Below are 14,568 nucleotides of genomic sequence, written 5' to 3'. Positions count from 1 at the left end.
ATCAGATTTCAGGCAATATCATGACGCAACAACGTATCGGGATTTGGATTATCGGAGCATGGGGCGGTGTGGCTACCACAGCCGCAGTGGGACTTTCCGCATTGACGAAAGGCCTGACCGGCACCAGCGGTCTTGTTTCAGAAAATCCCTACTTCAAGAAACTGGACCTGCGCGACTGGGATCAGTTCGTCATCGGCGGTCACGAAATCCGCGATACCTCGTTTGTCGAAGCCGCGAAATACTTCAGTGAAAACTCAGGCGTGTTCCACCCCGCACTGCTGCAGGCCGTCGAAGAAGACCTCAAGTCCTACGATGAAAACGTCAAGCCGGGAACGCTGATCCATGTCGGAGATACGATTCGATCTCTCGCCGGTGATGCCGTTCGTAAGTTCGATACAGAAACTCTGCAGGAAACCCTGGCCCGTCTGACTGCGGATATCAAAGAGTTCCAGGAAAAGCATGATCTGGGTCACGTGGTTGTGGTCAACCTGGCTTCCACGGAACCGCCGGTCGATGAAGCAGCGAAATCGCTCAGCCTGGCTGAACTCAAAGACGCCCTCGAAAACGGAGTGACATCTCCGGTTCCCGCCAGTTCGCTGTATGCAATTGCCGCGATGGAAGCCGGCTGTTCGCATCTCAACTTCACTCCTTCCGCAGCCACCGATCTGCCGGCCATGATCGAACTGGCAGAAGAGAAGCAGGTTCTGCACGGAGGACGGGATGGTAAGACCGGTGAGACTCTGATGAAGAGTGTTCTGGCCCCGATGTTTGCTCATCGTAACCTCAACGTGATGAGCTGGGTCGGACATAACATCTTCGGAAACCTGGACGGCAAAGTGCTGGACGATCCGGTCAATAAGTCGAACAAGGTCCATTCAAAAGATCATCTGCTGACTGAAATCCTGGGATACAAACCGCAGACTCTGGTCTCCATCGAATACATTGAGTCGATGGGTGACTGGAAGACCGCCTGGGACCACATTCACTTCCAGGGTTTCCTCGATACGAAGATGGCGCTGCAGTTTACCTGGCAGGGAACCGACTCGATTCTGGCTGCTCCCCTGATGCTCGATATGGTTCGCTTTACCGAACGGGAATGGCGGCGCGGTGGTCGCAGCGGTGTGATGTCGTATCTGAGTTCGTTCTTCAAGAGCCCGATGCAGGCAACCACGCCCGAATTTGAACGACAGTACCAGCAGCTGGAAGCCTGGGCCGACGCCGTTTCCGAGGAATAGAAATCAACGTCAGCATGAAAAAGTGTCTCGCGTATTTACAACTAATGCGGTTTCCCACGGTGTTCACAGCAATGTCGGACATCATCCTGGGTTTTCTGCTGACGCATAATTCGTTTGAGCCACGGCTGGATTTCGGATTATTACTGGTCGCATCAGCGGGCCTGTACCTCGCAGGGATGGTCTTCAACGATGTCTTCGACCGGAAAGTGGATGCCGAGGAACGGCCGTCACGGCCGATTCCTTCCGGGCGCATTTCCACTCGAAATGCTGCGGTGCTGGGCGGCATGTTGATGCTGGCCGGTGTCGGGGCAGCCCAGACGGTGGGGACGCAGAGCCTGATTGTCGCCGGCCTGCTGGTTGTCGCGATTCTGGGCTATGACGTGATTCTGAAGAAGACGTTTCTCGGCCCGGTCATGATGGGCAGCTGTCGTTTCCTGAACCTGATGCTGGGGGCCAGTGCGGTGGCACGCGAGATCAATCTGTGGGTCAAACCACAATTACGCATCGCGGCAGCCATGGGGCTCTTCATCATGGGGCTCACCTGGTTTGCCCGGATGGAAGCGAAACAGAGTCATCGCGGTCACCTGATAGGAGGGCTGCTGGTGATCAACGCTGGTCTCGGCGGTCTGGTCTGGATGCTGGCGACTTATCCCTGGCCGCGGGAAATCAATCTGACGATGGTCCTGGCGGCGGCAGGTGTAGTGATTCTGACCATCAACCGGCGGCTGGTGCAGGCCATTCTGAACCCCGCACCCCAAAACGTGCAGATCGCCGTCAAGACGATGCTCATCTCTTATGTGATGCTGAATGCGATCATGGTCTTTGTCTGGACGACCAACCCTGCCTACGCGATTCTGACAGCAGCGTTGCTGCTACCCACGATCCTGCTCTCCCGCTGGATGGCGGTCACCTGATCGGGGCAGGCAGAGAAGTCAGTTTTACTTATACCGGCTGGAAGCCCATGACCTGGTAGCGGGCCAGTTCCATTGTGTCGGTCAGCTTGATGGCACTGATCGCTTCGTAAGACAGCATGACTTTGCGCGCTCCCAGGGAATCCGGCTTATCGCGTTCCAGCAGTACCACGCCTGTGGAGAGCAGGAAGTTCTGAAAGGGAATCGATTCCTGGTAGTTCGTGACGATAATGCCCCGCTTGGGGATCACTTCGGGCCAGTTCTCTAAAATGGAACGCCAACCTTCTGCACTTTGCATGGTAATTGTCTTTCGAAGGAAATAGGGAATAACTCAAACACCACGCAAGATAGGATTTCCCGATCATTTCAGCAAGAGGAACATTCGGGGAAGAAGCATGGTTTTCTCCACGGGAGTAGAACGATATGATTCACAGGCGGGCGCCCGTACCACTGATGATTCCCTGGATCTCCTTCTAGTAGAAAATAGCGTTCCTTGAGTGTGAAACGAGAACCCGTCGCGATTTCCTTTGCGGAATTTGTGGCGATGATGGCTTTGATGCAGTCGCTGGTCGCACTTTCGATCGATGCGATGCTGCCTGCTCTGACAGAAATCGGTCAGGATCTGGGGGCCCGTGAGGCCAATGACAGCCAGCTGATTGTCTCGTTTCTGTTTCTGGGGCTCGCGTTCGGGCAGGGCGTGTATGGTCCACTCTCAGACACCACCGGCCGAAAACCAGCTGTCTACCTCGGATTCGGTCTGTTTCTGACAGGCAGCCTGTTTTCTCTGTTTGCTACAGATCTGAACGTAATGCTCGGGGGACGGTTTCTCCAGGGGCTCGGGCTGGCAGCGCCCCGGTGTGTCATCGTGGCAATCGTCCGCGATCAGTACGAAGGCCCCGCAATGGCCCGAGTCATGTCGTTTGTGATGACGATCTTCATTTTCGTTCCGGCGATCGCACCTACCCTGGGGCAGGGGATTTTACTGATCGCACACTGGCGCGCCATCTTTGCTGCACTCTTGGTCTGCGGACTGCTGACCCTCGCCTGGTTTGCGTTGCGCCTGCCCGAGACTCTGAGTGTAGAGCGGCGGATTCCCTTCTCAATCGCGCGCATCAAGTCTGCGGTAGTTGAAGTCTGCTCACACCGTGTTTCGCTGGGTTATACGATCTCACTGGGTTTGATCTCCAGCGCGTTTCTGGGATATTTGAGTTCCGCCCAGCAGATCTTTCAGAAGCAGTACCAACTGGGAACCATGTTTCCGCTGTACTTCGCCATCCTGGCCCTCTGTATCGGCAGTGCTTCGTTTGTGAACGGGCGACTGGTCATGCGGTTCGGGATGCAGAACCTGTCGCGGTGGTCCAAACGAATTTCGACGGTCATCTCCCTGCTGTTCTTTGTGTACGTTCTGAGTACGGGAGGACAGCCCCCGCTGTGGACGATGATGGGTTATATGATGATCATTCTGTTCTGTTTCGGGATCATGTATGGCAATCTGAATGCGATGGCAATGGAGCCGCTGGGGCATATCGCCGGTATCGGAGCGGCAGTGATGGGCGCACTTTCGACGCTGATCTCGGTTCCCTGCGGGATTCTGATCGGTCACAGTTATAACGGCACCGTCATTCCGGTCATCAGTGGTTTCATGCTCTCTGGAGTGTTAATTGTGGTCGTGATGCACTGGGTAGAATCCGCGCCAACACAGGCTACGGAAGAGACTGCCTGAACCGGTCCAAACTGCGGCAGAATTAACAAAACGGATCGTTTCTGGTAAGGTAACGCTTTCTAAAACCGTTCCTTCTATTATTGCTGCCTCAGGACTTACGATGAGTTATCAGTTCGAACAAGGTGAATCACTGGCAGACGGCGTGCGGCGGATTGCCGGTCATCAGGTGCATAAGGCGATCCAGGAACTGCAGGATTCAGAATCGGACCGGCACGAGGCCATTCATGAAGTTCGCAAACGGTTCAAGAAACTGCGGGGGTTGATTCGAATCGTCCGGTCGGGATTGGGAGACGACTACAGCCGCATTAATGTCTGGTACCGTGATGCAGGACGCAGGCTGTCCCGCGTACGTGATGCCGAATCGATGCTGGAATCTCTGGCGAAACTCAAGGAACGCTTCGACGATCCCGCATACGTAGACCTGTTTGCCGCTTTTGAACGCTGCTTCCAGGAACGCAAGCAGCAGCTGGTGGAAGAGTGGATTGACCTGGATCAGGAACTGCAAGAGTTGTGTGACGAGCTGCAGACCGCACATCGGCAGATTGACGAGTGGAAGATCAAAGGCAAATCAGACAAGATTCTCAAAACCGGATTACAGCGGAATTACCGTCGTGGTGCTGAGGCACTGGCGGAACTGTATGTGCAACCGCACGATGAACTCTTTCACGAGTGCCGCAAACGCAGCAAGTATTTGATGTATCATCTGCGGCTGCTGAAAAAAGTCTGGGAGCCGATCATGGCAGCGCAGCTTGAGGAACTCGATCAGTTAAATGATTACCTCGGCGACGATCACGATCTGGCGGTGATGACCAGTCAGCTGACCAGCGAACCGGAGCGGTTCGGCGCGACCAGCGACATCGATCAACTCTTAACGCTGATCGGTCAACAGCGGGAAGAACTGCAGTCAGCGGGACTCGCACTGGCCGATCGCATCTATGCGGAACAGCCCAAAGCATTCGCACAGCGTCTGCAGGCTTACTGGAAGCTGTGGCAGAACCAGTCGTCGCAGAGAATGTGATCGCTGCAGGTCTGCGAATGCGTTCTTGTATTCGTGCTCTGTTCCGGGTACAGTGATCTTTCCGTTCCCATGCAAAGCCGCAGCGTATCGCGTTCCGACAGCGGTTGACTTCTGAAGATGAGCCACGGAGATCACGATGGACTCAAACGAGCACAGTGAATCACAGACGCCAACCTCCACGCCGGAGACAGACCGTCAGCATCCCCCTTATCGTTCTCCGCTCATCGTCAGAGGACTGGTATTTGCGTTTCTGATTCTGCTGGTGGTTGGCATCTATTCCGGTCGCCTCTTCAAACCCGCAGAGCAGGCACATTCCTTTAAAAGTGAAATGCAGCCGCTGGGCCTGGCGTATCACGAATTTCATCAGAAACGGGAACGCTCTCCTTCCAGCCTGGAAGATCTGCAGGACTTCATCGACAACCCTCCGCCTCCTCCGAAAGCGGATGGGATCGTCCCTCCCGATTCCGTAGTTGTGGTTACGATCCCCGAGAGTCTGAAAAAGATGATTGAAGCGGGGGAGGTCGTCGTCATCTGGAATGCCGTGCTGACAGACTCGGGTCAGGAGAACGACAAGTACCTGCTGGCCTACACCGCAGACATCGCTGACAACGGCGGCTTTGCACTCACTGCAGCGGGCCGCGTGCTGGAACTGACGGCCGAGGAATTCAAGGCCTATCCATTGGTGCCAACAGTAACTGACGCAGTGAAACCAGCCGATGCGGAGGCTCCTGCGAAAGAGTCGGGAGAAGCAACGGACAAGGAGCCCTCGTCAGAACCAGCGCCAAAGGAATCGACTTCCCCCGATAAGGGCTAAAGATTTCAGTCTTCCGGACATTCGGGGATTCGCAGCAGGGAGATCAGCAGTCCCCGTTTCTGTCCGCGCACTTCAGCGATTTCGGGCAGGTGCCCGCAGACTTCGAAGCCGAACTTTTCATTCAGATGTTTCGTAGCCTCGTTGTGATCGAAGTGCATGCCGACCAGGGTTGTAATGCCCAGAGAAGGGCAGGCATCGATCATTTTCTGCAGCAGAAACGTGCCCAGTCCCTGCTTCTGGTGCGACTTCGACAGGTAGAGACTGACTTCCGCCGTCTTGTCATACGCCGGCCGCCCCGCGTAGAAAGAGGTCACATAGATGCAGCCGGCGATCTGTCCCGCTTCGTCTTCAGCCACCCAGATGGGCCGCTTGTCTGGTGAGAACTGGGCAAACCACGGTCGGCGGCTTTCAACGGTAATCGGCCGGGTATCTGCCGTCGCGGTGCCGGCGGGAATCGACTGATTGTAAATGTCGACAATCGCAGGCAGGTCATCCAGAGTGGCATCGCGGGTCGTGAACATGGGACTTTATCTGCTTGAGTATTGGGGATGCGACCAGCGTTACATTCACGCCGATTGTTAGACATGTTTTAACATGTCAGACATTCATAGTACAAATGAGATCACGATGACCGCTACCAGAATAACCGGGTACAGGATCCGCGACCAGAAATCGAGCTGCGCCACCAGACGTTTATTCTGAATACTTTCGCCCTTGAGCAGGTAGGTGTTTGTTACCGTCTGTATCAATCCTGAAAACACCGTGAGGGTCGACAGCATGATGAAACGGTCGATGCGCGTGATATAGGAAATCCGCGGCAGCAGAACCGTGATCGCAAACAGGTAGGCAACCAGAGTCAGGAACGCTGATGTAGAGATCCCGATGTTGGTTCCTGACTGTTCCGGATTCAACCAGCGGGGCAGCCAGGACATAATCACGATCAGGCATAAGGGCAGGATGACCTTTAAAATGTAATATTCAGGCTGTCGGGCAACCTGGATCTTCATTTCGTAACCCGCGACGCCAATGGGGCCCTGGTCCGGATAGTACGGTGCCGATTTTGCTTCGAAGGAGAGAATATCAAAGTCGGGTAAGGAAAAGTGGGGAGCCAGGTTGGATGCTCTCCCCAGTTCGCCAACCCTGGGTGTCATTCTGACCTGTTTCTCTGAAAAGCCCGGGGCCACCAGTTGGATGGAGAGCTCCTGGCGGTCAAAAGGAAAGTCGTGGAGATTCAGTGGCTGCGAAAAATGGCCCCAGACTTTCTGTCGATAAATGACGGTTCCGTCCGGCAGGATTTCCGCAGTCTCGGGATACGACTTCCAGGAATTCTGTTGACCGATAATGGTCAGGCGGGGATTCCAGATGTCGGCCAGATCGACGTGCAGTGGTCCGGGGCCTGCATGCTGGAGCAGAGGACTGTTCCAGCGGGCTTCATAATACACGCTGGCGGCAAAGCTCTGGTCGGCGGAGTTGATTTCATCAATATCAATCACATAAATCAGGGCCTGTACCTCAGTCGCTTCACCCGGACTGGCAGGACGCTTCAGTTCTGGCTTGGCCTCTTCGACCAGGGTTGACTTCAGAGAACTTTTCGCTGCACTGGGATCAGCGGGCCCCGGGGCAGCTTCCTGAGCAAAAACGGGGAGTGGCGACAGCAGCCCGAGGCAGACCAGAAAGCGAGGCAGAAACGCGTTTGTCAATCAAGTGTTCCTTATCGAGAAGTGGGATCAGACTGGCCGGGAAATCCAGGGCGAGGCTGTCTCTTTGATTATACCCACTGCCGGAGCGTTGATCCCTCTGAATCTTTCCACAGTTCATCAATCAGTGGAAAAGCATACTTTGTCCTCTCTCGGCCAAAAAAAGCAATATTACTCTGTGTACCGGTTTCGGAAATTGACAGAAAAGTTTATGACAGGAACTGTCTGCTGTCGCGGAGCAGGGGGAAGTGGGAGAGGAAATCGAGGAAACCGGTGCGATGATTGAGGATTTGCGGGAACTGAAGTTCGAACGGCTGGAGGACGCGGTTGCGGAAGTGGAGTCACTGTTACGGACCGGCTACACCCAGCGGGGCAAGTGGAATCTGGCCCAGATCTGTCGGCACTTGTCTCTGGTGCAGGACCCCGCACTCGACGGATACCCAAAGTGGATGCTGATCTATGCTCCTCTCTGGCCGGTGATGCGTCGGCTGTTCCTGCCGCGCCTGCTCAAGGGGGATTCTCCCCAGGGAATTCCGACGACTCCGATTTTCGTCCCGGCAGCGGATCTGGCAGACGCCGCGGAAGCGGAACACTTTGCCCAGAGCGTGGCCCGCTTCAAAGCCCACGAGGGACCTTACCACTGGCACCCCGGCTTCGGCCGCCTGGATCGCGAAACGCTGGAAACTGTTTACACAACTCACGCTGCCCATCACCTGCGGTTTCTGGAGCCGCAGACCGGAGCGTGAATCTCAGGTCAGTTTCCCAGGTACCAGATTTTCATAGCTGCTTTGGCGCGCTGAGGATTACCTTCTATATCGAAGCGTCTTCCCGTTGGTTGAATACGATCGATGATGGTCTGACAGCATTCGCCAACACGAATAACATGGTGTGAAAAATAGAAGTTTCTATGAAACCCGACACAACGTGTGAAGCTGTTGTCATCAACGGCATCGATTAACTGTTCCAGGGCCACGTCTCCCATTTTTACCAGTTGCGTGGCGGGACTCCCTTTACCTTCTACCTGACGAGGAATCCAGCCCCCATCCCGTGGATCATCGAATATATCACACGAACCTGGCTGACTGTGTTGGGTTGCGTTCTGATCGCGCAGCTGATAGATCAGTTCCGCCACCTGTTCCTGGACTGTCATTTCTTCCAGAGGCCTGGCTTTTTTTTGTGCATGCGCTTCGTCTTCCTGAATCATTCGGGTTAGAATTTCTGCTGACTCTTTGGCGCGTACAGCTTGTGAGCTCTGTGGAAAATGTTTTGCAATCTCGCGAAAACGCTGAAGCAAATCCTGGCGTGGTATTTCTTGATCGCTGAAGTCTCTTACGGCCTTCCACATGAACGACTTAGCCATGTCCTCCGCCAAAGCATTTTGAAGGCCTTCCTTTCCCAGTGGTTCCTGTGTCTTTAAATCAGGTGTCTCAGACATATAGGTTATGAGTTCTTCTGCCTCCTGATAGTGTCCCGCACCAAAGCAGCCACGGGCGAGAATAAACAGTTCCATCAACTCACTTGACTGTCTGCCAATATGCCTCAGGCGATTTTCTTCCGGGGGTCGCGAGCGTAAGTGCTTCAGTCTTCGGATTACGTCTTTTCTGAGATCGACTTCTTTGAATTCATATGGCATTCCTGTGAGCATATTCGGGTTCTCATCAGAGTAGGTTACGATACGCATACCGAGGGTGAAGGCTTCCTTTTCAGATCCATTGGATTCAAGTAAAAACACATTCGAATATTGAGGTTTTTCTTTGTCATCACCCAGAGTCCAAAAGGTTCCCAGATAGATCTGCAGATAATTTCGATTGTCGAGGTTTGGAACACCCAGCGAATCAAACCACTCAAACAGTGCGCGGCTGTGTGCCGAGAGGCTCGGTTCTGAGGAGATGCTCTGTCCATCAGCCTTGTCGGCTTCAGACAGAGCGACTGCAGAATTACTGGCGCTGCTTTGAGCCTGCGGACTTGAATTCGGCTTATCAGTACAGGCTGTCAATAGAAGCAAAATTGCCAGCAGGGCAAGAGGTAATGTGCGACGCATCGGGAACTCCTTTTCAGACCACACAGGTGAACCGCCTCTTACCGAATTTTATGAAACTACGAACACCAGAGATAGATTAATCGGAGCGGTGAGGGAAGACGTACCTTTCCTGCAGTTTCTGGAGTCAGGTATTGCTGATCGCAGATGATCTATGGCTGCAGATTATTATTGAACGCTTCCCGGATGTCAGGATAAGTACCCTACCCCTTAACCTGTCCCAGCATTTTGCGGGCGGCGTGGCCCAGCATGACGGTGTCGACGCCGACGGTGATCAGGGTGAAGCCTTTGTCGATGTACGGTTTGACTGCGTCCACGGTGACGCCGAAGATGCCCAGGGGCATGTTGTATCTCTGACAGACTTCGGTGACATGGTCGATGGCGCCGGTCACTTCGGGATGATCGATCTCGCCGATGCGTTTCATGCTGGCAGAGAGATCGTAGGGGCCGATCAAAACTGCGTCGACGCCGGGGACGGCGACGATCTGTTCGATCGCGAAAACCGCATCGATGTGCTCGGCCTGAACGACGACGGTGGTTTCCTCATTCGCTTTGGCCAGGTAGTCATCGAAGGCAAAACCGTAGCCGTGGGCACGACCCAGGCCGACCCCCCGGGTTCCTTCAGGTGAGTAACGGGACCAGGAGACGATCTGTTCGGCCTGTTTCACTGAATTGACCTGCGGAGCGATGATACCGGCGGCTCCCAGGTCGAGGGCTTTCTTGATGGAGACTTCTTCGGGGGCGGGCAGCCGGACCAGGCTGGGGATCTTATGACTCACCCGGCCGACGATGGCCTGCAGGTCGGAGGGGGCAAAGGTGCTGTGTTCGGCGTCGAGGAACAGCCAGTCATAGCCGACGTCCGCCAGGATCTCGGCGGCTTCCGAGCAGGAAAAGGTAACCATGGGGGCAATCAGCAGTTTCCCCTGTTTGAGTTGCGAGCGGAATGAGTCAGACATGGGAGATCCCCGGTATCTAAATGTGAATGATAAAACAGCCTGAACGCGACTCGGGCGGTTGAGGCGAGATTGTTTCCGGCTTGCGCCTGCGGTATCCTGAAGACGAGGTCCAAATCCGTTCGTTTTCAGTTACCGGGAAGAATATCGATGTTGAAATCAATCCGTTGTCTGCGTTCCACACTGTTGATTCTGTGTTGTTTGAGTTTCATCGTAGCCTCGCTGCAGGCGAATGACAAGAAAACCGAACCGACCAACGCCGACGAAGCTGCTGCTAAAAAAGCGAAGCAGGAGGCAGAGATCAACAAAAAGTTCGCGGCCTGGAAAGCGACGCTGCCCGCGAAACAGCAGGCGTGGGAAACCGTGCTCGAGGAAAACCTGGGCGGTTTTTATCTCCCGATCTACAAAAAACAGAAAGTCGCCGGTCAGAAGACCGCCTGGGATTACGTGGCCGACGATCCCAAACTGCCCCGCGTGCTGCTGATTGGGGATTCGGTTTCGCGGGGATACACACAGGCGGCCCGGAACGCCTTAAAAGGGAAAGCCAACGTGCATCGGGCTCCAGCGAACTGCGGACCGACGGCGACAGGCTTGAAGAAACTCGATGTCTGGCTGGGAGACGGTAACTGGGACCTGATCCATTTTAACTTTGGGATTCACGATCGACGGACCAATGTCGACGACTACGAGAAACGCCTGGAAGAGATTGTAAAGCGTCTGAAGCAGACCGGGGCGAAGGTGGTCTGGGCCAGCAGTACGCCGATCCCGGCTGACTGGAAAGAGGGACCGGAAATGAAGGCGAAGCTGGAAGAAAAGAATGCGATCGCTGCGAAGGTGATGGAGCGGAACGGTGTGGAGATCGACGATCTGTTTACCTTCATTACGCCGCATCTGTCAGAAGTACAGAATCCGAAAGACGTGCACTTCAACGGCAAAGGCTATGACCTGCTGGGAAAACAGGTGGCGGAGTATATTGAGGGGGCACTGCAGGAAGAGAATCAGAAGTAGCTTTCCCTGGAATATTTAAGACAGCAGCCAGTAGCCGATGCCGGCGATGAGACAGATGCCGGCCACGACAGAGGCGGCGATCAGCATCGGCTTCTTCTTGTTTTTCTGGACGTACTGATTCGGCGAGGCGACGCGGAAGTGATAGCTGGCGGCCAGTGACAGAGTGTTGCCGGGGAAGAGGATCTGTTCCTGAATTCGTCGGCCGTCGACTTCGGTGCCGTTTTTGCTTTTGAGATCGGTGACGATCCAGCCGGTGTTCTCGTAGTGGAATTCGCAGTGGTTGCCTGAAATGCCGGGGCGATCGATCTGAATGTCGCAGGTGGGATTCCGGCCGAGGGTCACCCGCTGTTTGAAGATCGGGAAGCGGCGTTTATCGTCGAGGTCGATCAGTTCAATCGGTTGAAAGTCTTTGACCAGGGCGTCCGAGGCTTCCTGGGCCATGTGGTCTGTTGATTCGGTAGGCACGCCGTGACGGAGGATGCCACTCTTGGAGATGTCCGATTCGCCGCGGGTCAGACGTTCGATGCCGTCAGCTTTCTGTTGCTGCCTCGCCTGTTCGGCAACATGGCTGGCGGTCGCGATGCGCGAAGAGAGTTGCGGCTTGACGATACTTGACTGAGCGATCGCACTGCGGGCCTTGGCATGCTGGACCCGCTGCGAGACAACTTTATTAAAGCGGAACTCGACCGGCTGGCGTTCGGCGAAGGGTTCCAGTGCCGCGGCGACTTCTGCCATCGACTGATAACGTTCCTCGGGATCCTTGGCCATCATCTTTTCGACAATCGCGACAACTTCAGCAGGGATCGCGGGTGCGATTTCGGCGATCGACCGGGGAGTCTGTTCGCGGTGGGCCTGAATTTTCTGAGCAGCGGTCCCTTTGGGGAAGGGGAGTTTACCTGTCAGAAGGAAATACATCGTCCCCCCGAGTCCGTAAACATCGGCCCGGGCATCAACGGTGGTGCCTTCGCGGGACTGCTCGGGGGCGATGTATTCGGGGGTCCCCACACAGCCGTGTCCGAAGATCATCGAGAGTGAGAATTCCGCATCGGGATTGTCTTTGAGCAGGGCCAGACCAAAGTCGAGTACTTTGACATAACCCTGAGAATCGATGATCAGGTTTTCCGGTTTGAGGTCGCGGTGGATGATGCCTGCCTGATGTGCTTCTTCCAGCCCCAGAGCGGCCTGTGCGATGACGTCGCAGACCTGGGGAGAAGGGAGCGATCTCTGTTTGAGCAGGACCAGTTCCAGCAGGCTGATGCCTTTGATGAATTCCATCGCGATGTAACAGACGGCCCCTGATCCTTCATAGGAGATCGTGCGGACAATGTGGGGGTGATCGAGACGCGATCCGGCTGAGGCTTCCAGTTTGAGCCGGGTCAGCATGCCCGCGTCGTTGCGACATTTGTCATTGAGGACCTTGAGGGCGACCGGTTCCTTCGTCTCCAGATGCTCCGCAAGATACAGGCTGCCCATGCCGCCGAAGCCGAGGACTTCCAGCACCTTATATTTGTCGATGAAGAAACCACGTTTACGGCCGGCGAGCAGGCGTTCGCCCTGGTAACGCGTCAAGACTTTCCCGGTGACCAGACGTTGAGCGGCTTCCTTGGGCTTTTCGGCGGATTCCAGGTCGAATTCTTCAATGACGGCGCGAACTTTGTCTTCCGAGAGCAGATGGCTCTCCTGCAGTAATTCCAGAAATGACGGTACGTCTTGTGGTTTCGACATAAATCACAGTTGCGCGATGGGAAATGAGAAATGTTCCTAATTATATACAGATACAACGCACTTTGGTAGCGGATTCCTGTGAGGCGCACAATTTCCTGAAACTTCGCGCAGACCGAAATCCTGATCTGGTAACTGCTTCGGACAGACAGAGTCGAAGTCGATGAATCAACGTCTATGGATGTGTGTCTGTTGCGGGTGATGTGCGACAGGCGATTGGCATGACGGACGGGGAGAAGCCCCGTGGAATCGCACAGGCGGGAAAAGAGAAGCAGCTCACAACCGGAGTGGGGGTTGTGAGCTGCTTTTTCGAAATGACTCTGGTTGGATGTCAGTCGGCAGATTTGGTCATCTGGTAGTCCAGCGTGAACTGATGCTGGTCCCGCTCAGGGATCAGCTTCGTTTTTTCACAGGAGGCCCCTTTGACGGGATTCCAGGTGCGGACCTCAATTTTGTTTTGAGCAGGCAGGAACCGCATCAGCCGGAAGCCTTCGGCTCCGTAGTCGGAGAGCAGTTCATGCACCGTATTCCCATGTTGGCCTTTGACGCTCTGGCGCATCGCCTGGGTACGGCTCTGGTCACCACAGCAGATCAGAAACAGGTTCTTGTGTTTGCTGAAACATTTTTCCCACATCTGCTGTGAAGTGTTTCCATTGGCACCGTGGCACTTTTTCCAGACCATGCGACCTTTGGGCGCGTCGAAGTAGTCGCGTGGCTGTTTGGGATGCTCGAGCGGGCCCAGATCCATGTGGGTGGTGATAATCGCTCTGCGGTCGGCATGTCTGGTGAGTACTTCACTGGCCCAGTTGAGAACCGGATCGGGGGCGTTACATTCCAGATGCACGATAATGAAATCCATGCCTTCTGTAGAGAAGAGCTGGTAACTGTTCGCGTTGTTGCCTGAGATTTCCGTTTGGTTCGGTTCGCCGGGATAGCAGCCGCCATACCAGTCGAATTCCGCGAAGCGGGAACGGGGAAAATATTTCTGGAACAATGCCGAGTTGCCGGTTTTTCCCGTCATGTCGTGATTGCCGACACTGATTCCGTAAGGGACTTTGCCGTGCAGCTTGTCCATGCAGTTCTGTGCGACGGCCCATTGTTCGTCGTTATTGATATCCACTATATCGCCGACATGAGAGACGAACACAATCCGCTGTCGGTCCAGCTCATCGACGATGCAGTCCGTGATCGCTTCGAAAACGGGGTTCGTCGTGGGATCTTTTGCCTGCTTTTTACTGTGCGTACCACGTCCCTTGTAGTGCTGGGTATCCGGGATCACAGCAATCGTGAAGGAACCCCGGGGCGCCGGAGGAAGTTCTTCCCCGTGAACGGGCAGGACAGAGGCAGCGAGTAACAACATGGGAACGCAGATCGTCTGGAGCTTCATGGTGGTTCTACTATTGGGCGAATGAAAATGGGATGTGATTTATTTTAACACATTGAGATTCG

General features: G+C 54.8%; 14 protein-coding genes. 7 read left to right on the top strand and 7 right to left on the bottom strand.

Going from position 1 to position 14,568, the window contains the following annotated elements; genetic code table 11:
* The first annotated feature begins 20 nt into the window (after window positions 1-20).
* Window positions 21-1,235, top strand: a complete 1,215-nt coding sequence (locus tag FYZ48_RS15495; RefSeq protein ID WP_149341890.1) for an inositol-3-phosphate synthase — start codon at window positions 21-23, stop codon at window positions 1,233-1,235.
* A 71-nt stretch (window positions 1,236-1,306) separates the two neighbouring features.
* Window positions 1,307-2,149, top strand: a complete 843-nt coding sequence (locus FYZ48_RS15490) for a UbiA family prenyltransferase (RefSeq protein WP_187782042.1) — start codon at window positions 1,307-1,309, stop codon at window positions 2,147-2,149.
* A gap of 28 nt (window positions 2,150-2,177) precedes the next feature.
* On the opposite strand, the gene FYZ48_RS15485 is transcribed toward FYZ48_RS15490, so the two are convergent.
* A complete protein-coding gene (locus FYZ48_RS15485; RefSeq protein ID WP_145439068.1) occupies window positions 2,178-2,444 on the bottom strand; it encodes a hypothetical protein in 267 nt (88 codons plus the stop codon).
* 195 nt (window positions 2,445-2,639) lie between these two features.
* On the opposite strand from FYZ48_RS15485, the gene FYZ48_RS15480 reads away from it, so the two are divergent.
* The 3 genes from FYZ48_RS15480 to FYZ48_RS15470 all read left to right on the top strand — a co-directional run bounded on the left by FYZ48_RS15480 (window position 2,640) and on the right by FYZ48_RS15470 (window position 5,701).
* On the top strand, window positions 2,640-3,869 hold the full coding sequence (locus FYZ48_RS15480; RefSeq protein ID WP_390625129.1) for a multidrug effflux MFS transporter: 1,230 nt from the start codon (window positions 2,640-2,642) through the stop codon (window positions 3,867-3,869).
* A gap of 100 nt (window positions 3,870-3,969) precedes the next feature.
* Window positions 3,970-4,887 (top strand): CHAD domain-containing protein, encoded by a 918-nt coding sequence (locus FYZ48_RS15475; RefSeq protein WP_149341885.1) that lies wholly within the window; start codon window positions 3,970-3,972, stop codon window positions 4,885-4,887.
* A gap of 136 nt (window positions 4,888-5,023) precedes the next feature.
* Window positions 5,024-5,701: a hypothetical protein gene (locus FYZ48_RS15470; protein ID WP_149341883.1), complete on the top strand. Its 678-nt coding sequence runs from the start codon at window positions 5,024-5,026 to the stop codon at window positions 5,699-5,701.
* A gap of 5 nt (window positions 5,702-5,706) precedes the next feature.
* Here the strand turns inward: FYZ48_RS15470 and FYZ48_RS15465 are convergent, their stop codons facing one another.
* Both FYZ48_RS15465 and FYZ48_RS15460 read right to left on the bottom strand, forming a co-directional pair.
* Window positions 5,707-6,222, bottom strand: a complete 516-nt coding sequence (locus tag FYZ48_RS15465) for a GNAT family N-acetyltransferase (RefSeq protein WP_149341881.1) — start codon at window positions 6,220-6,222, stop codon at window positions 5,707-5,709.
* Window positions 6,223-6,306: 84 nt separating this feature from the next.
* Window positions 6,307-7,401 (bottom strand): hypothetical protein, encoded by a 1,095-nt coding sequence (locus tag FYZ48_RS15460; RefSeq protein ID WP_149341879.1) that lies wholly within the window; start codon window positions 7,399-7,401, stop codon window positions 6,307-6,309.
* A gap of 275 nt (window positions 7,402-7,676) precedes the next feature.
* Between FYZ48_RS15460 and FYZ48_RS15455 the strand changes: the two genes are divergently transcribed.
* Window positions 7,677-8,144, top strand: a complete 468-nt coding sequence (locus tag FYZ48_RS15455) for a DUF1569 domain-containing protein (protein ID WP_187782041.1) — start codon at window positions 7,677-7,679, stop codon at window positions 8,142-8,144.
* Between the two features lie 8 nt (window positions 8,145-8,152).
* On the opposite strand, the gene FYZ48_RS15450 is transcribed toward FYZ48_RS15455, so the two are convergent.
* Entirely contained in the window at window positions 8,153-9,439 is a 1,287-nt protein-coding gene (locus FYZ48_RS15450; RefSeq protein WP_149341877.1) for a hypothetical protein, read from the bottom strand.
* Window positions 9,440-9,639: 200 nt separating this feature from the next.
* Window positions 9,640-10,392, bottom strand: a complete 753-nt coding sequence (locus tag FYZ48_RS15445; protein WP_149341875.1) for an HpcH/HpaI aldolase family protein — start codon at window positions 10,390-10,392, stop codon at window positions 9,640-9,642.
* 147 nt (window positions 10,393-10,539) lie between these two features.
* On the opposite strand from FYZ48_RS15445, the gene FYZ48_RS15440 reads away from it, so the two are divergent.
* On the top strand, window positions 10,540-11,397 hold the full coding sequence (locus FYZ48_RS15440) for an SGNH/GDSL hydrolase family protein (protein WP_149341873.1): 858 nt from the start codon (window positions 10,540-10,542) through the stop codon (window positions 11,395-11,397).
* 15 nt (window positions 11,398-11,412) lie between these two features.
* On the opposite strand, the gene FYZ48_RS15435 is transcribed toward FYZ48_RS15440, so the two are convergent.
* A complete protein-coding gene (locus FYZ48_RS15435) occupies window positions 11,413-13,122 on the bottom strand; it encodes an FHA domain-containing serine/threonine-protein kinase (RefSeq protein WP_149341871.1) in 1,710 nt (569 codons plus the stop codon).
* A gap of 328 nt (window positions 13,123-13,450) precedes the next feature.
* On the bottom strand, window positions 13,451-14,506 hold the full coding sequence (locus FYZ48_RS15430; protein ID WP_149341869.1) for a metallophosphoesterase: 1,056 nt from the start codon (window positions 14,504-14,506) through the stop codon (window positions 13,451-13,453).
* Window positions 14,507-14,568 lie beyond the last annotated feature (62 nt).

Source organism: Gimesia chilikensis (assembly GCF_008329715.1).
GTDB classification, from domain to species: Bacteria; Planctomycetota; Planctomycetia; order Planctomycetales; family Planctomycetaceae; genus Gimesia; species Gimesia chilikensis.
Note: the sequence above shows the minus strand (reverse complement) of the source record. Positions and strands in the feature narration are given on the sequence as shown.